16 protein-coding genes are annotated in these 15,412 nt (G+C 66.2%); 6 read left to right on the top strand and 10 right to left on the bottom strand.

Annotated elements, in window-relative coordinates; all coding sequences use genetic code 11:
- Positions 1–9 precede the first annotated feature (9 nt).
- Entirely contained in the window at positions 10–1,140 is a 1,131-nt protein-coding gene (locus AArcSl_RS07095) for a saccharopine dehydrogenase family protein (RefSeq protein WP_193588509.1), read from the top strand.
- Here AArcSl_RS07095 and AArcSl_RS07100 read toward each other — a convergent pair whose 3' ends face one another.
- The 3 genes from AArcSl_RS07100 to AArcSl_RS07115 all read right to left on the bottom strand — a co-directional run bounded on the left by AArcSl_RS07100 (position 1,141) and on the right by AArcSl_RS07115 (position 3,063).
- Positions 1,141–1,884, bottom strand: coding sequence for an SDR family oxidoreductase (locus AArcSl_RS07100; RefSeq protein ID WP_119816961.1), 744 nt, complete (start codon positions 1,882–1,884; stop codon positions 1,141–1,143).
- Between the two features lie 88 nt (positions 1,885–1,972).
- The gene (locus AArcSl_RS07105; protein WP_119816963.1) at positions 1,973–2,683 is read right to left on the bottom strand and encodes an SDR family oxidoreductase; all 711 of its coding nucleotides are present in this window, start codon (positions 2,681–2,683) and stop codon (positions 1,973–1,975) included.
- An 80-nt stretch (positions 2,684–2,763) separates the two neighbouring features.
- Positions 2,764–3,063, bottom strand: a complete 300-nt coding sequence (locus tag AArcSl_RS07115) for a hypothetical protein (RefSeq protein ID WP_119816966.1) — start codon at positions 3,061–3,063, stop codon at positions 2,764–2,766.
- A 153-nt stretch (positions 3,064–3,216) separates the two neighbouring features.
- Between AArcSl_RS07115 and AArcSl_RS07120 the strand changes: the two genes are divergently transcribed.
- On the top strand, positions 3,217–4,482 hold the full coding sequence (locus AArcSl_RS07120; RefSeq protein ID WP_119816969.1) for an RNA-guided endonuclease InsQ/TnpB family protein: 1,266 nt from the start codon (positions 3,217–3,219) through the stop codon (positions 4,480–4,482).
- 146 nt (positions 4,483–4,628) lie between these two features.
- Here AArcSl_RS07120 and AArcSl_RS07125 read toward each other — a convergent pair whose 3' ends face one another.
- The 5 genes from AArcSl_RS07125 to pth2 all read right to left on the bottom strand — a co-directional run bounded on the left by AArcSl_RS07125 (position 4,629) and on the right by pth2 (position 8,068).
- On the bottom strand, positions 4,629–5,453 hold the full coding sequence (locus AArcSl_RS07125) for a class I SAM-dependent methyltransferase (protein ID WP_119816972.1): 825 nt from the start codon (positions 5,451–5,453) through the stop codon (positions 4,629–4,631).
- 39 nt (positions 5,454–5,492) lie between these two features.
- Positions 5,493–5,927, bottom strand: a complete 435-nt coding sequence (locus AArcSl_RS07130) for a PIN domain-containing protein (protein WP_161945918.1) — start codon at positions 5,925–5,927, stop codon at positions 5,493–5,495.
- Positions 5,927–6,169, bottom strand: coding sequence for a DUF7557 family protein (locus AArcSl_RS07135; RefSeq protein ID WP_119816978.1), 243 nt, complete (start codon positions 6,167–6,169; stop codon positions 5,927–5,929). Before AArcSl_RS07135 ends, AArcSl_RS07130 begins: the two co-directional genes overlap by 1 nt.
- Positions 6,170–6,281: 112 nt before the next feature.
- Positions 6,282–7,730: a tRNA pseudouridine(13) synthase TruD gene (truD, locus tag AArcSl_RS07140; protein WP_119816981.1), complete on the bottom strand. Its 1,449-nt coding sequence runs from the start codon at positions 7,728–7,730 to the stop codon at positions 6,282–6,284.
- Positions 7,730–8,068: a peptidyl-tRNA hydrolase Pth2 gene (gene pth2, locus AArcSl_RS07145; protein ID WP_119816984.1), complete on the bottom strand. Its 339-nt coding sequence runs from the start codon at positions 8,066–8,068 to the stop codon at positions 7,730–7,732. The genes truD and pth2 overlap by 1 nt, the downstream gene beginning before the upstream one ends.
- An 87-nt stretch (positions 8,069–8,155) precedes the next feature.
- Between pth2 and AArcSl_RS07150 the strand changes: the two genes are divergently transcribed.
- Positions 8,156–8,899 carry a Yip1 family protein gene (locus AArcSl_RS07150; protein WP_119816987.1) on the top strand — a complete coding sequence of 248 codons (744 nt, stop codon included), beginning with the start codon at positions 8,156–8,158 and terminating at the stop codon, positions 8,897–8,899.
- Here the strand turns inward: AArcSl_RS07150 and AArcSl_RS07155 are convergent.
- On the bottom strand, positions 8,891–10,096 hold the full coding sequence (locus AArcSl_RS07155; RefSeq protein ID WP_119816990.1) for a tRNA sulfurtransferase: 1,206 nt from the start codon (positions 10,094–10,096) through the stop codon (positions 8,891–8,893). The genes AArcSl_RS07150 and AArcSl_RS07155 overlap by 9 nt on opposite strands.
- Positions 10,097–10,212: 116 nt before the next feature.
- Here AArcSl_RS07155 and dcd point away from each other — a divergent pair, with 116 nt between their 5' ends.
- Both dcd and AArcSl_RS07165 read left to right on the top strand, forming a co-directional pair.
- Positions 10,213–10,839 (top strand): dCTP deaminase, encoded by a 627-nt coding sequence (dcd, locus tag AArcSl_RS07160; protein ID WP_119816993.1) that lies wholly within the window; start codon positions 10,213–10,215, stop codon positions 10,837–10,839.
- Between the two features lie 2 nt (positions 10,840–10,841).
- Positions 10,842–11,744, top strand: a complete 903-nt coding sequence (locus AArcSl_RS07165) for a thiamine-phosphate synthase family protein (RefSeq protein WP_119816996.1) — start codon at positions 10,842–10,844, stop codon at positions 11,742–11,744.
- Positions 11,745–11,769: 25 nt separating this feature from the next.
- Here the strand turns inward: AArcSl_RS07165 and AArcSl_RS07170 are convergent, their stop codons facing one another.
- Positions 11,770–13,170 (bottom strand): arylsulfotransferase family protein, encoded by a 1,401-nt coding sequence (locus tag AArcSl_RS07170; protein ID WP_119816998.1) that lies wholly within the window; start codon positions 13,168–13,170, stop codon positions 11,770–11,772.
- Positions 13,171–13,399: 229 nt separating this feature from the next.
- On the opposite strand from AArcSl_RS07170, the gene dnaK reads away from it, so the two are divergent.
- Entirely contained in the window at positions 13,400–15,388 is a 1,989-nt protein-coding gene (dnaK, locus tag AArcSl_RS07175; protein ID WP_119817001.1) for a molecular chaperone DnaK, read from the top strand.
- Positions 15,389–15,412 lie beyond the last annotated feature (24 nt).

The raw sequence follows: 15,412 nt of genomic DNA on the forward strand, positions 1-15,412 counted from the left end.
TCAACAACCGTGACACTACTGATATACGGAGCCTACGGATACACGGGCGAACTCGTCTCCGAGGAAGCAGTCGGCCGGGGGATCGACGTCGTGGTCGCCGGGCGCGACGAGCGGAAGGTCGCCGAACTCGCCGATCGACTGGGGTGTGAGGGTCGCTCGTTCGGTCTCGGGAACGGAACGGGAGCCGATCGCACCGCAGTCGACGACGTCGCCGAAAACATCGGGGATGCCGACGCCGTCCTGAACTGCGCCGGGCCGTTCGTCGACACCTACCGACCGCTCGTCGAGGCGTGTCTCGGGACGGAAACGCATTACCTCGACGTCACCGGGGAACTCCCGGTTTTCGAGGCGATCGCCGCCCGGAACGCCGAGGCGAAGGATGCAGGCGTGTGTCTGCTCCCCGGGGTCGGGTTCGACGTCGTGCCGACCGATTGTCTGGCCGCTCACCTGCACGATCGGCTTCCTGCAGCGACGCGGCTCCGCCTCGGCTTCGATCCGTCGGGAACCATCTCGCGGGGCACGCTTGCGACGGCGATCGAACAGTTCGAGGCGGGTGGAAAACGCCGGCACGACGGCGAAATCGTCGATGTACCGGTCGGCGAAGGGGACCGACGTATCGACTTCGGCCGCGGGGAGCGCAACGCGGTGCTGGTTCCGATGGGCGACCTCTCGACGGCGTACCGGTCGACCGGGATCGGGACGATCGACGTGTACCTGGCGCTGCCGAAGCCCGCCGCGATCGCCCTCCGAGCCGGACGGTTCCTGTCCCCGCTACTCGCTGTGGAGCCGGTGAAACGGGGGCTCCAGCGGCTGGTGCGGGCGACGGTCACCGGCCCGTCGGAACAAAAGCGGGAGGAGGGCACCTGTTACGTCTGGGGGGAGGCATCGGACGGCGACCGGACCGTCACCTCCCGGCTGCAGACCCCCGAGACGTACGCACTGACCGTCGACGCGGCGACGACTGCGGCTCAGCGAGTGCTCGGTACCGGCGACGGCGATCCCGTCGGCGGCGATCCCGGTGGCGGCGATCCCGTCGGCAGTGGGAACGGGCCGTCTGCCGGCTTTCAGACGCCGGCGTCGGCGTTCGGCTCCGAGTTCGTCCTCGAACTGGACGGCGTCGAGGGGTTCTTCGACGAGTGATCAGAAGAATCCGAGCTTGTCTCGACGGTACACGTCGATTTCGCTCAGCGTCGAACCGTCCTGCCGGACTGCAAATCCGATCGCCTCGGCCACCTCTTCGGGCTCGGTGACCTCCCCCGGTTCGAACCGCTCTTCGAACGGCTCCCCCTCCTCGCTCCCGAACTCCGTTCTGACTTCCGAGGGATTGACCACCGTGACGGCGACGCCTTCCGGGCCGACGCTGGCCTCGACGGACAGTGCGAACCCCCGAACGGCCCACTTCGTCGCCGCGTAGACGGGATTGAACGGGCGGGGATACTGTCCCGCGAAGCTCCCGACGAAGACGAGATGTCCGTCACGCTCGATCAGGGACGGGAGCGCGGCCCGCGTCGCGAAGAAGACGCCGTCGACGTTGGTCTCCATCATCGTCCGGTACTCGTCGGTCTCGAGATCCGTCACGTCGCTCCCGCGTGCAGTCCCGGCGTTGTTGACGAGGACGTCGACGCCGCCGAACGTCTCGACGGTCTCCTCGACCAGCGACTCGACCTCTCGCTCTTCGGTCACGTCGGTCGGTACAGCGACGGCGGTGGTGTCGTGGGCGGATTCGAGTTCGTCGGCCAGATCCTCCAGGCGCCGTTCGCGGCGGGCCGCCAGGACGACGGCTGCCCCGTCCGCCGCGAGGACACGAGCGGTCTGTTCACCGATTCCGGCGCTGGCACCCGTGACGATAGCAGTCGTTCCCTCGAGGGGTTGCTCTCCCGTCATACGGTACGATAAAATCCCATCCGTGATGGGCGTTATCCCGAACGTGTCATTCACCCGACATCCTACGCTCACCGACCGAGTCTGCCAGTCAGACCGAGTCCGTCAGGCCGCCGTCGACCCGGAGGTTCTGGCCGGTCAGATAGCTCGCCGCCGGCGAGCAGAGAAACGCCACGACGTCAGCGATCTCGTCGGTACCGGCGGGACGACCCATCGGGATCTTCGCGCGGGTCTCCTCGTCGACCTCGTAGCTGTCGACGAATCCCGGGAGCACAGAGTTCATCCGGATCCCGTCTTCAGCGTGCTGGTCGGCGTACAGTTTGGTGAAGCTTCCCAGGCCAGCACGGAGCACCGACGACACCGGGAAGTCGGGAGAGGGTTCGAACGCCGAGAAGGTCGAGATGTTGACGATCGATCCCCCGCCGGCCTCGCGCATTGTCGGCGTGACGAGCCGGGCCATTCGGACCACGTTCAACAACACGAGATCCAGTCCCTCGTGCCACGCCTCGTCGTCGATCTCCAGGAGCGGTCCGGTCGCCGGGTGGCCGGTGTTGTTCACCACCGCGTCGATCCGACCGTACCGGTCGGTGGCGGCCTCCACCAGCGCGGCCAGGTCATCGGGCGCCGTCACTGACCCCTCGAACCCGACGCCGCCGAGTTCCTCGGCGACGTCGACTGCCGCGCCGGATTTCGACAGCAGTACCGGAATGTACCCCTCGTCGGCCAGTTTCCGTGCACACGCCGCGCCGATCCCGCGTCCGGCCGCCGTCACGACGGCGACGCGGTCGTCAGTGCTGGTCATACTGGCGCGTCGACGGCGGCAGACAAAAAGCGGGTGGTCCCGACCGTTCCGGCTACTCGCGTCGACGAGATCAGTTGGCGTCACCGTCGCAGGCTGGCCTTCCATGTTGGCGACGAACAGCACGTCCTCGCCCCCGTCCGGTGCGCGCCGCCGGCCGTAATAAAGGACCGTCCCGTCGGCGGGACACCCGCCTCGAGGAGCTGTGGCGTCCAGAAGCCGAATTCGGCGTGGTCGTCCCGCCAGTGAGCGCCCAGCCTCGGGACGATCGTCTTCGCCGCCTCGAACGGCTCGTCTTCGCCGTCGAGCGCGTCGAGACACCGCCCGCACAATCGGGTTGTTTCGGCCTCCAGCAGCGCGGCCGGTGAGGGGTCCGCATCCATAGTTTACGGAAGATTCGAGGCGAAAGCCTCGTGCTTCACCGCGGGGATGAAGCCGTCACCTGAAGCGGGATCCACGCCCGGATCCGTGGGAGGATATTCCACGGAGAGGAGTCATCCGCAACTATTATGTAAGAAACCATACGACGCTTACATATGTCGAATCAGGTCGTCACTCGGACGTTCAAAGCGAGTATCTGCAATCACTCGCAAGTCCGTGAGGACCTCGATTCGCATGGCTTTGCCGCATCGAAACTGTGGAACGTCGGGCGGTGGACGATCCAACGTGTCTGGGATGCCATCGGCCAGATTCCCAGTGCGGACGATCTCTGTTCGTATCTCAAACACCACGACCGCTACGGGGATTTGCACTCACAATCCAGTCAACGAGTTCTTCAGGAACTCGGTGAAGCGTTCGACTCGTGGTACGGGCAGGACGACCCGGATGCGAACCCCCCCGGCTACCGCAAACACGGCGACGACCATCCACGCTCGACCGTGACGTGGAAAAACCACGGCTTCAAACTCGATACCGAGTACAACCGTGTTCGTCTCTCCAAAGGGACGAATATGAAAGCCTCGCGGTACGCCGCTGACTACATCCTGTGTGAATACAGGCTCCAGACGGACGACGGCGAGACGCTAGCTGCTGTCGACAGCGTTCAGACCGTCCGTGGTGTCTGGACTGGCGAGCAGTGGGAGTTGCACTTCGTCTGTAAAATACAGCGTGAGACCGCCGAGTCTCCCGGTGAGAAAACCGCAGGCGTCGACCTCGGGATCTGCAACACTGCGGCCGTCTCTGTCGGTGACGAGACGCTGTTGTATCCGGGGAACGCGCTGAAAGAAGACGCCCACTACTTCCGGCAGGAAGAATATGAAACACAGGGCGAAACCGGGCCGAGCCACCACGCACAGTGGGCGCGAGAGAAGCAATCCCGACGGAAAGATCACTTTCTGCACGCGGTAGCGAAAGATATTGTCGAGCAGTGTGCAGACCGGGATGTCGGGACAATCGCAGTCGGGGATCCGAAAACCGTTCGTGAGGACCAAGACTGGGGACGCCACGGGAACAAGCGGTTGCACGACTGGGCGTTTGAGACGCTTCTCAGCGACATTGAATACAAGGCTGAAGATCGTGGGATCGAGGTTGAACGGGTGGATGAAGCGGGACTGAAAACGTCGAAAACGTGCTGTGTGTGTGGGAGGGAAGCTGATTCGAACCGTGTGGAGCGTGGGCTGTACGTCTGTGATGAGTGTGGACTGGTGGCGAATAGTGATCTGAACGGGGCGGAGAATATGCGAGCGACGGTAACTCCGAATCCTGAACAGGATAGGAGTAACGGCTGTTTGGCACAGCCATCGGTACGTCTGTTCGACAAATCAACGGGGCAGGTCGCCCCACAAGAACAGGTCGTCTCGTAAACCCTAATATCCCAATCAAGCGGTGCGGAACCGTGGGAATCCTCGCGCTTCAGCGCGCGGAGGATGTCAAAACTCTCGTAGTGGTTAATTAGTCTGACTGACGGGCCGTCGGCGGCCCGGCCTTCCGATGGCCTGTTTAACTCCGGCTACAGCCGTCCGACGGTAACGTAAAAGGGGACGATCTCGACGCGCTCGTACTCCCCGGCGCGCATCTGGTCGACCACGCTCCGGCCCATCCGGCGCCACCGCCCGCGGAGGTCGTCGTATCCCTCCGACCCCAGCGCGCGTCGCAACTCGCGGGCGTGGTCAGCGAGCCCCGCCCCCGACGCTTTCCTGGCGGCACTCTCGAGGGCGCCTGCCGAGTATGGCGGTTCGACGCGCTTCTCGTGGAGGTAACGCCGGACCCGAACGTCCGAGAGTTCGGCGTCCGCGAACAGCTTCTCGACCCGATCGCCGATTGCGACGTCCGTCCCCACGCCGTCGATGTACGCCTCCCTGACCCGGAGTTCGAGCGTCTCCTCCGCCTCGACCGTCGAGGAAACGGCGACGGCGACGTTGTCGGGTTCGACCGCCGCGACCAGCGCCGAGGAGACGCGGACGAACTCGCGAACGACCGGCGCCGGATCCGGGAGGTTGGCCAACAGCGCCTGACAGACGACGAGATCGAACGCGCCGTCGCCGAACGGCAGCCGGGTCGCGTCCCCCCGGAGGAACGACGCGGGCACCGAAAGATCGCCGGCCGTCCACCGCTCGCGGGCAACGGACAAAAGCGACGAGTCGGCGTCGACGCCCACCAGTCGAGCACCCTCGCCCACCTCCTCTGCGAGCACGCGGGTGAACTCGCCGGTCCCGCAGCCGACGTCGAGGATCCGGCGGCGGCTCCCGAGCTCGAGGTCGGTCAGGGCCGTGCGGTCCGCCGCCCACATCCCCCGCCGCGTTCGGTCCAGGTAGGCCGCGTCGAACCGTCTCACGCGCCGGGATTGGGGGCGGCGCGGGTTAAAGAGCCTGAATCACCCGGACGCATATAAATCAACCTCCAGTTCGGTGATTCCAGCTTGGTTCCCGATCCGGTTGCAGAAATCCGTCTCGTCATCGGTGACGACCGGCTCGTCGAATTCGAGGGCAGTCGCGGTGATTATCGCATCCGCCATCCCAACGCCAATACCGTTCGGGTCCGAAGGCTGCGTCCTCCCCTCGATTTCACCAGCCTTCTTCGCGATCGGAGCAGTCAGGTCTACGTGAGGGAGCCCAGCAAGAAGCCGCTCGAACTTCTCGCGGTTGTGATCGGCTTTCGTCCCTTTCCCGACAGCGATCCACAGTTCCGTGACGACAATACGTGGAACTCGCCGAGGTTTGCTCTCCCGTTCGATCTCGCGGGCTTTCTCGATCGCCTCCGGTCGGTTGTTGTCGAGATCGATCAGAAAGTTCGTATCGAGGACGACCACTAGGATCGCTTCTCCGCGAGTTCTTCGACGGCCTCGGCATCCGCACGGGTGGTTCGATCGAGTGCTGTTTTCTGTTCGTCCGCACGTTCGGCGTCGTATTCGGCGTTTTCGTCCACGAGATCCAGGAGAGACACGTCCTGTAGAAGCCGCGCGACGGCTTCCGAGAACGTTTCGTCGTCCCGTTTGTGGGCCTTCACCCGCTCGTAGACGTCTTCGTCGAGACGTACGCTTTTTGTTCCCATGTGTATACGTCCGTAGACGAGAGACTTTAATTTTCTCCGCGGGAGCCCGGCGGTAGTGATCCGGATTCGAGTTATCGTCCGTATGAGACGGATGAGAGCCGGAGATGTATATTCAAAGCGACAGCGGATCCACCTTCAGATACTCCCGCAACACTGCGGTCGCGTAGCTGCCGCTGGGGAGGGAAAACGACAGCGTCAGTGGATCGGTGTCGACGCCCACGTCGGTCCGGAGGAGGATCGCCCGCCGGGTGCCGGTCGAGTCGAACTCCCCGGGGAGACTGAAGTCCGCAGGCTCCACCCCGGCGTCGGAGAGCACCTCGCGTTCGATCTCGCCGGGATCGCCGTCCGCCAGTTCGGTTTCGGTGCCCACCAGCGGCGCGGTGACGAACGCCCGGCCGCGCTCGCAGTGACGCGACAAAATCTCTACCCGGGAGTCGTCGACGCGCTGGAGCCGACCGGGGTCCGGCTTCGCGATCTCCGGCGGCGCGTCGGCGTCGGCGAAACAGCAGACGTCGCCGGCGACGGGTCGGTGAAACGGGAGCCCGGCGTCGAGACGTTCGCTCAGGATTCGATTAAAGAGGGACGACTGGGCGGCATGAACGAACAGTCGCTGGAGGTTGCTCGGAACCGCCTCCAGCGCCGTCCGCCAGACGCCACCGTCCTCGGGAACGGGAGCGTCTTGTGCTGTCGAACCCGGGTCGTCGGCCTCGGCCTCGACCAGGGCGTGAAGCATCGCGCGCTCGAAACCGAGCTTGTGAGGGGTTTCATCCAGGCACGCCTGCCAGTCCGGCGACGCCGACTCGAACTGGTCGTCGACGACGGCGCGGGCCCTCCTGGTGTCGTCGGGTTCCGCCTCGAATGGGGTGCCGACGTACGTCCGGACCGCCGCCCGCCAGTCGCCGCGGACGATCGCGAGCCCGACTTCGTGGGTGATCGGCCGCCGGCTGCCGAACCGCTGGTGGCCGAAGACGTTCGGGACGCCGATCTCGGCGTCGGCTGTCCCTCCCTCCCCCGGCGATCCGTCCCGCTCTGCACCGGTCGCGAACGCCCGCAGCTGGGCGGTCACGTCGCCCGCGAGCTCCGGGCGATCGGGGTCGCGAACGACGATCTCGAACTCGTTGCCGGCGAGATCGCCGAAGGAGATCGGCCGGCCGGCACGGCCGACAACGTCGATTTCGGCGCCGTCGATGCCGGCATCGGCGTCGCTTTCGCCGCCGATCGCCGCGATCCGTTCGGGGGCGACGTCCCGGACGGAGAACAGCTGCGTGGTGACGGCGTGTTTGTCCTTTGTTCCGGCCCAGGAAACGCGCTCGCGGCTCACCCCCAGCGCGTCCGACAGCCGGGCGGCGAAGTCGTTCGTGTCCCATCCCCAAAGCGTGACCCGACAGACGACGTCCGGATACGCGCCCGGATCGGCGTCGACGGGTTCGACGTCGAACGCCTCGATCTCGCGGACGCGAAAGTCCGCCGGACGGCCCCGGAGCCGACCACCGATCGGTTCGGCGTCGCTCACGTAGTAGTCGATGCCGACGACCTGTTCGGTGGGGTGTGCCGGACGCATCAGTACAGCGAGAGCTCCCCGGTGACGCGGTCGACCGCCTCGTCGTTCCCCGGGCCGACCGCGAGCGTGGTCACGGTTCCGGGATCGAGCTGGGTGTGACCCGCGTCGCGGACGATCGCGTACGGGAGTCCCTCGCGTTCTGCGACGTCAGCGAGCTCGAACAACTGGTCCTCGCCGGCTGCCTTCAGGACGACCTTCTTTTGCCCCTCGCCCTTCCAGGCCCGCCGCGTCCGTCGATCGGCCTCCTCGTAGGCCGAAAGCGACGCGTGGGCCACCTGCGCGGCGAGTTTCCCCTGGCCCATGCCGAGGTCGGTCCGGGCGACGATTGCCTGCTTCATACCCGGTGGAGGTGGGCAGCCCCTAAAGGGCTGACCGTCCGCGTCGGCGCAAGAAAACATTTGACAGCGGGGAAAAAACGGGAGCGTATGGCCCTCCAGGAGCGTGCCCGCCCAGCCGAACAACTCCTCCGCTCCCCGCGGGAGTTCTTCCGAGAACGGCGGTTCGCCACGAGCGCAGCCGCCGGATTTGTGGTCGTCCTCGCGCTGGCGATCGTGCTCGCGGCGAGCGTCTGGTACCTCGGCGGATTGCTCGCGGCCAGCACTGATGCGACGGTGACGATGGACAACCCGGATCGCCCGCCGGAGTGGGTCTGTGACACGCACGGCGACGATCCCGACTCCATCATGGCCGAGAACTGCGACGAGCCGGCGACGATCGAACGCGACGCCGGCTCGCTCCTGTGGGAGGCTGCCGGCGAGTACGTGGTTCCCGTCTTCTTCTTCACGCTCCTGGTGTGGCCGATCGGCGGGGTGGTGCTGTTTGCCGCCGCCAGGATCGCCGGCGGCGACGGGGGGTTCCTCGCGACACTGGGGGTCGCAGCCTGGGGCGCAGTCCCCGAGTTCTTCCGGCTCGCGGCCGGATTGGCGGGGCTGACCTACGTGCTGAGCACGACGACGTTCACGGGTCCCGTCGAGTCGTTCCCCGACCAGGTGCTGGCGGCGCTCGCCCCGCTGGAACTCCCGCTCCTCGTCGCCTCCATGCTCACGCTCCTGTGGCAGTGGTATCTCCTGTCGGCCGGAATCGGCGAAGTCCACGACCTCGATTGGCCGGCCGCAGCGTTCGCCGTCGGGATTCCCCTGGCCGCCTGGGGACTGTTCGGGTTACTGTGACTCCTGTTCGGGTTGCTGGGGCTCGACGATCTCGAGGTTCCGGGCGGCCTCGGCCGCGAGATCCGCGAGCTCGTCCGGCTCCAGCTCCTCGATCTCCCCCAGCGATCCACGGGTTTCCGGCTGCGCTGGAACCAGCTGATTGCAGCCGACCGGGATCGTCGAATCCGGGAACGTCCCGATCTCGCGGGCCCTCTCGGAAATGTCGTTTTTGTCCGTGGACACCAGTGGCCGGTGGACCGGCAGCGACGTGGCGGCGGACGTCACCGCCAGATTGCTCGCGGTCTGGCTCGACTTCTGGCCGATCGCCTCCCCGGTGACGATCCCGACGGCGTCCTCCCGGGTCGCGACCGCCTCGGCGACCACGAACGTGAAGCGCCGCCAGGCGAGCATCCGTCCCCGGTCCATCGCGTCGATCAGCGTCTCGACCGCGTCGCCGCCGGGCGCGATCCGGAGCCGGAGCTCCTCCCCCGGGACGTACTCCGAGAGTGTCGCGACGGTCTCGATCACTCGGGCGCGGTGATCGATCCCGCCGTACCGGCCGAGATCGACGTACAGCGGAACGACCGGCGACCCGCGGCGCATCGCCTCGTAGGCGGCCACCGGGGAGTCGATCCCGCCGCTTATGAGCGCGACGAGCGGTTCCTGACTTCCGAGCGGAAGCCCGCCGGGACCCCCCAGCCTGTCGAGGAAGACGTACGCGTCCTCGGACCGACACTCGACGGAAACGGCCCAGTCCGGATCGTCGAGATCGACAGCCGGCTCGAAGTCGTCCTCGACGGCGCCCCACACCGCGTCGCCGCCGATCTCGCCCAGTTCCTCGCTCGAAAATGGATGGTCGTCGCCCGCGCACCGCGCCCGGACGGCGAACGTCCCCCCGTCGTACCCCGCTTCGGCCGTCCGAGCCAGGGCGACGGCGATCGCCTCCGCGGTCGGTTCCACCCGGAGCGCTGCGCTCGCAGAGGTCACACCGAAGGTGTCGGCCGCCGCCCGGGTCGCGGCCGCGACCGCCTCCTCCGTCGTGTGGATCAGGGGCCGCGACCGGTAGCGGGACTCGACGGTTCCCTCGATCCCTCTGTCCTCGAGCAATGTCGAGAGGTTCCCGAGGAGTCGGTCCGCCATCCATCCCCGGACGTGCTCGCTTTTTGTGGTTATCTCGCCGTATCGGACGAGGACAGTATCGGCCCCGGGCGGTTCCATAGTGGTGAGGAGACGACAGGGGGATAAATCACCTGCGCACGTCCTCGACCGACGGGATCCCGCCAGGGAGGGCGCAAGCCGGAGGTTTTTATTCCCGGCGGAACGGCCAGGCGAGTATGATACTCTCGGACGGGGACATTCTCGATCGGCTCGAGGACGGCGACCTGGTGATCGAACCGATCGACGACTTCGACACGCAGATACAGCCGGCCAGCGTCGACCTCCGGCTCGGCGAGGAGTTCCTCGAGTTCCAGCGGACGAACATTCCCTGCATCCACCCGAACGCCGAGGAGGAAGTCGAAGAGTACGTCACGGAAACCCGCGTTCCGGAAGGCGACGACTTCATCCTGCATCCCGGCGACTTCGTGCTCGGGACCACCAAAGAGCGCGTGGAGGTTCCGCCCGATCTGATCGCGCACGTCGAGGGGCGCTCGTCTTTGGGGCGACTCGCCGTCGTCGTTCACGCCACAGCCGGCCTGTGTGATCCGGGATACCGGGGACAGATCACCCTCGAACTGTCGAACCTCGGCAGCGCCCCGGTCGCGCTCACGCCCGGGATGCGCATCTCGCAGCTCACGTTCACCGAGCTGAAGTCGCCGGCCGACCGGCCATACGGCGCAGAGCGCGGCTCCAAGTACCAGGGACAGCAGGGCCCGCAGGCGTCCCGGATCGGCAGCGATCCGGAGTTTTCCCCCTCGGACCGGACCGAACCGGATCCGAGAGGCGACGACGAGGGATCGTGACGATGAAGTTCATCGAGGAGATCGTCGTCGAGGAGTTCCTGCCCACGTTCCGGTCGATGCTGGCCGAAGAGCTCCGGGACCGCGGATTCACCCAGCACGAGGTCGCCGACGCGCTCGGAGTGAGCCAGTCGGCCGTCTCGAAGTACGCTCACGGCGACGTCGCAACGAACGACCGGATCATGGCGGACGACAGGGTGCAATCGCTCGTCGAACGGATCGGCGAGGGGCTCTCGACCGGCGACGTGACGAGCGTCCAGGCGCTCGTGGAGGCGGAAGTGCTCATCCGGCGGCTCGAGGACGGCGACCTGCTGGCGGAACTCCACGAGGAGGCGATGCCGGAGCTGGCCGAGGTCGACGTCGAGTATGCGATCCACGATCCGGAGGGGGCGCTGCGGACCACCGAGCAGGTGCTGTCGTCGGTCCGGCGCGGACTGCGGACGCTGACGAACGCCTCCGGCTTCGCCGGGCTGATCCCGGCGGTCGGCTCGAACGTCGCCGAGTGTCTGCCGGGGGCTGCCGGCGTCGACGACGTCGCTGCCGTCCCCGGTCGGCTGGTCGACGTGAAAGGGAGGGCGACGGTCCCCGGCGAGGTGGAGTTCGGCGTGAGCGATCACCTCGCGTCCGTGCTGTTGGCCGCCCGCGAGGCGGGGGCGGACGTCCGCGGCGCCGTCAACATCCGCTACGACGAGGAACTGTTGGCGGCGCTCTCCGAGTCGGGATATCCAGTCGTCGAGATCGAGACCGGGACTGCCACGCCGGAAGCGGTCCACGACGCCGTCGAGCGCGCCGACCCGTCGGCCCCCTTCGCATGCTATCACACCGCCGAAGTCGGCGTCGAGCCGATAATCTACGTGTTCGGTGCGGACGCGCCGGAGGCGGCGCGAGTGGTTCGCGAACTCCTCTAAACGGCGAACGAACCGAGACCTCGCGTCACCTGGTCCGATACCGCCGCCAGCCGTACAGTGCCCCCTCACCGAGGAGCCAGGCGGCCCCGAGGACGATCCCGAGCAAGTTCAGGATCTGCGGCAGGTGCATCCAGGTGGGGAGCACCCAGCGGGCGAGCGTCTCCGCCTCCCGGACCTGCTCCGTCACGCCGTGATCCGCGGCGGTCGTCTCGTCGAGGTCGTAGCCCGGCGGTCCGCCGGCCGTCTCACCGACCGGCAGCCGGTCGGCGACGTACGGGAGCGGGATTACCTCGCCGTCGGGGTCCTCGAACCGCCAGACGACCTCGCCGGCGGGACTGATCTCGAGTACTCGGTTGTTCCGCGAGTCGGTGATGATCGTGTTGCCGTTGGGGAGCCGATCGGCATCCCGGGGCCACTGGAGCGGGTCACCCTCCGGTCCGGTGTACTCCCAGACGATCTCCTCGGTGTCGGCGTCGATCTCGACCGCCCGGTTGTTCCCGCTGTCGGCGATGACGACGGTGCCGTGCTCCTCGAGATGCTGGGGGTTGTGCTGATGTTGCATCACCGAGTGATTGCCAGGCTGTCCGATGGTGTCGACGATCTCGTCGGTCTCGGGATCCACCTCGATGAGCATGTCGTAGTTGCGCACCGAGAGGTGGAAGTTCCCGTCCTCGGTCTCGACGATGTCGTTCCAGTGGATCCAGTCGTCGACCTCGCTTGCCTTCGCGTAGTCGTCCGGATCGTCGACGTGTGGGCTCCCTTCGACGTGTTCCTCGAAGAACTCGGTCCCCTGATCGATGTGGTCGGCCGCGTACCACTCCCAGGTGATCTCGCCCGCCTCGTTCACGGTGAACACGCGGTTTTTCCCCATATCGATGATCGCGACCTCGCCGTCCTCGGTGACGACGGCGTCGTGTACCTCGTGCCAGTGGATCATCTCGTCGTACCAGGAGTACTCCCAGACGATTTCCTTCTCCGAGCGATCCATCAGGATCACCCGGTTGTAAACGCAGTGTTCGTGCGGATCGAGCGTCCCCTGGAACGACGCCTCGTAACTGAGATACTCCTCGGGACACTCCTCCGGTTGGGCCACCTCACCGAGCGCGAAAAGCACCACGTTGCCGTCCTCCTCGGGTTCGATCCCCGGGGCCGCCTCGCCTTCGCGTAACGGATCGATGCCGAAGAACCGCGAGTCGTCGATCGCGTACTCCCAGGCGATCTCGCCGTCGGGAGTTATCTCGACGAGCCGACCGTCGTTCTGCCAGGAGTGGACACCCACGAGCGTGTTTCCGGGATACGGTTCACCGACTTCGGCGTTCTGCTCGACCACCGTTCCTCGGTCGATCGCGACCGCCTGCACGCCGAGGGCGGCGGCAAGCACCACCACCGCCCCGGCGACGACGAGGACTCTCGTCCGCTGATCCATATCCTGGGTTGATAACGAGTAACCGTAACTCTTGTTAGTTTTCCCGGGGACGGCTCGCAGTGCTGACGGGACCGGGCCGACGCCGACAGTCTACAGGTTCAATATAAATGAAACGGATACCGCCACATGCAAGTCACAAGAATCGCAAGATAGCAGTAGTTTCGTCGGCGCCACAGGAGATCGCTATCTAGTAACCTTTAACGGCCGGGAGCCGATACGTGAGACCAACATGGCGAGCAACAAGATTCTCGGTGTCGATCTCGGTACCACGAACAGCGCGTTCGCGGTGATGGAGGGCGGCGAGCCCGAGATCATCGTCAACGGCGAGGGGGACCGCACCACCCCCTCCGTGGTCGCGTTCACCGACGACGGCGAGCGCCTCGTCGGCAAGCCGGCGAAAAACCAGGCCATCCAGAACCCCGACCGGACGATCCAGTCGATCAAGCGCCACATGGGCGAGGAGGACTACACCGTCGAGATTGAGGGCGAGGAGTACACGCCCGAACAGATTTCCGCGATGATCCTCCAGAAGATCAAACGCGACGCCGAAGAGTATCTCGGCGACGAGGTCGAGAAGGCAGTCATCACGGTACCCGCCTACTTCAACGACCGCCAGCGGCAGGCGACGAAGAACGCCGGCGAGATCGCCGGCTTCGAGGTCGAGCGCATCGTCAACGAGCCGACGGCCGCCTCGATGGCGTACGGCCTCGACGACGAGTCCGACCAGACCGTGCTCGTGTACGACCTCGGCGGGGGCACCTTCGACGTCTCGATTCTCGAACTCGGCGGCGGCGTCTACGAGGTCGTCGCGACCAACGGGGACAACGACCTCGGCGGCGACGACTGGGACGAGGCGATCATCGACTACGTCGCAGACGAGTTCGAAAACGATCACGGGATCGACCTCCGGGAGGACAGACAGGCGCTCCAGCGGCTCACCGAGGCCGCCGAGGAGGCGAAGGTCGAACTGTCGAGCCGGAAGGAGACGACGATCAACCTGCCGTTCATCACGGCGACCGACTCGGGGCCGGTCCACCTGGAGGAGAGCCTCACCCGCGCGAAGTTCGAGTCGCTCACGACGGACCTGATCGAGCGGACAGTCGGCCCGACCGAACAGGCGCTTGCCGACGCCGGCTACGACAAAGACGACATCGACGAAGTGCTGCTCGTCGGCGGCTCGACCCGGATGCCGATGGTCCAGGAGAAAGTCGAGGAACTGACCGGTCAGGAGCCGAAGAAGAACGTCAACCCGGACGAGGTAGTCGCGCTCGGGGCGGCGATCCAGGGTGGCGTACTGGGCGGCGAGGTGGACGACATCGTCCTGCTCGACGTCACGCCACTCTCGCTGGGAATTGAGGTCAAGGGCGGCCTGTTCGAACGGCTCATCGAGAAGAACACGACGATCCCGACCGAGGAGTCGAAAGTCTTCACAACCGCCGCCGACAACCAGACCTCGGTCAACGTGCGCGTCTTCCAGGGCGAACGCGAAATCGCCGAGGAGAACGAGCTCCTGGGCGCGTTCCAGCTCACTGGGATCCCGCCGGCGCCGGCCGGCACCCCGCAGATCGAGGTGACCTTCAGCATCGACGAGAACGGCATCGTCAACGTCTCCGCCGAGGACAAGGGGTCGGGCAACGCCGAGTCGATCACGATCGAGGGCGGCGCCGGCCTCTCCGACGAAGAGATCGAGCGGATGCAAGAAGAGGCCGAACAGCACGCCGAGGAAGACGAGAAGCGCCGCCAGCGCATCGAGGCGCGCAACGAGGCGGAAAGTGCGGTCCAGCGTGCCGAGACGCTATTGGAGGAAAACGAGGAGGCCGTCGACGACGACCTGCGCGCGTCGATCGAGGACGCCATCGCCGACGTCGAGGAAACCCTCGAGGACGACGACGCGACGACCGAGGAGATCGAAGAAGCCACCGAAGCGCTGTCGACCGAACTCCAGGAGATCGGCAAGCAGATGTATCAGCAACAGGCCCAGGCCGGCGCCGGCGAGGCGGGCGCCGGTCCGGGCGGGATGGGCGGCGCCGCGGGAGCCGGGCCCGGCGGCATGGGTGGCGCTGCCGGCGGAGGTCCCGGCGGCATGGGCGGTGCCGCGGGAGCAGACGCCGGCGACGCCGCCGAGGGTGACGAGTTCGTCGACGCCGACTTCGAGGACGTAGACGAGGAAACCGACCTCGAGGACGGCGACGAAGGCGACAGCACCGACGAGGAGTGACGCGGCGGTCGCGTTCGAACCACG

The organism is Halalkaliarchaeum desulfuricum, from assembly GCF_002952775.1.
GTDB lineage: Archaea > Halobacteriota > Halobacteria > Halobacteriales > Haloferacaceae > Halalkaliarchaeum > Halalkaliarchaeum desulfuricum.

Excerpts from the sequence above, each read along its gene's own strand:
- AArcSl_RS07155 (WP_119816990.1), bottom strand. The coding sequence starts at position 10,096 with ATGGAACCGCCCGGGGCCGATACTGTCCTCGTCCGATACGGCGAGATA.
- dcd (WP_119816993.1), top strand. The coding sequence starts at position 10,213 with ATGATACTCTCGGACGGGGACATTCTCGATCGGCTCGAGGACGGCGAC.
- AArcSl_RS07100 (WP_119816961.1), bottom strand. The coding sequence starts at position 1,884 with ATGACGGGAGAGCAACCCCTCGAGGGAACGACTGCTATCGTCACGGGT.
- pth2 (WP_119816984.1), bottom strand. The coding sequence starts at position 8,068 with ATGAAGCAGGCAATCGTCGCCCGGACCGACCTCGGCATGGGCCAGGGG.
- AArcSl_RS07135 (WP_119816978.1), bottom strand. The coding sequence starts at position 6,169 with ATGGGAACAAAAAGCGTACGTCTCGACGAAGACGTCTACGAGCGGGTG.
- truD (WP_119816981.1), bottom strand. The coding sequence starts at position 7,730 with ATGCGTCCGGCACACCCCACCGAACAGGTCGTCGGCATCGACTACTAC.
- AArcSl_RS07105 (WP_119816963.1), bottom strand. The coding sequence starts at position 2,683 with ATGACCAGCACTGACGACCGCGTCGCCGTCGTGACGGCGGCCGGACGC.
- AArcSl_RS07170 (WP_119816998.1), bottom strand. The coding sequence starts at position 13,170 with ATGGATCAGCGGACGAGAGTCCTCGTCGTCGCCGGGGCGGTGGTGGTG.
- AArcSl_RS07165 (WP_119816996.1), top strand. The coding sequence starts at position 10,842 with ATGAAGTTCATCGAGGAGATCGTCGTCGAGGAGTTCCTGCCCACGTTC.
- AArcSl_RS07115 (WP_119816966.1), bottom strand. The coding sequence starts at position 3,063 with ATGGATGCGGACCCCTCACCGGCCGCGCTGCTGGAGGCCGAAACAACC.
- AArcSl_RS07150 (WP_119816987.1), top strand. The coding sequence starts at position 8,156 with ATGGCCCTCCAGGAGCGTGCCCGCCCAGCCGAACAACTCCTCCGCTCC.
- dnaK (WP_119817001.1), top strand. The coding sequence starts at position 13,400 with ATGGCGAGCAACAAGATTCTCGGTGTCGATCTCGGTACCACGAACAGC.
- AArcSl_RS07120 (WP_119816969.1), top strand. The coding sequence starts at position 3,217 with ATGTCGAATCAGGTCGTCACTCGGACGTTCAAAGCGAGTATCTGCAAT.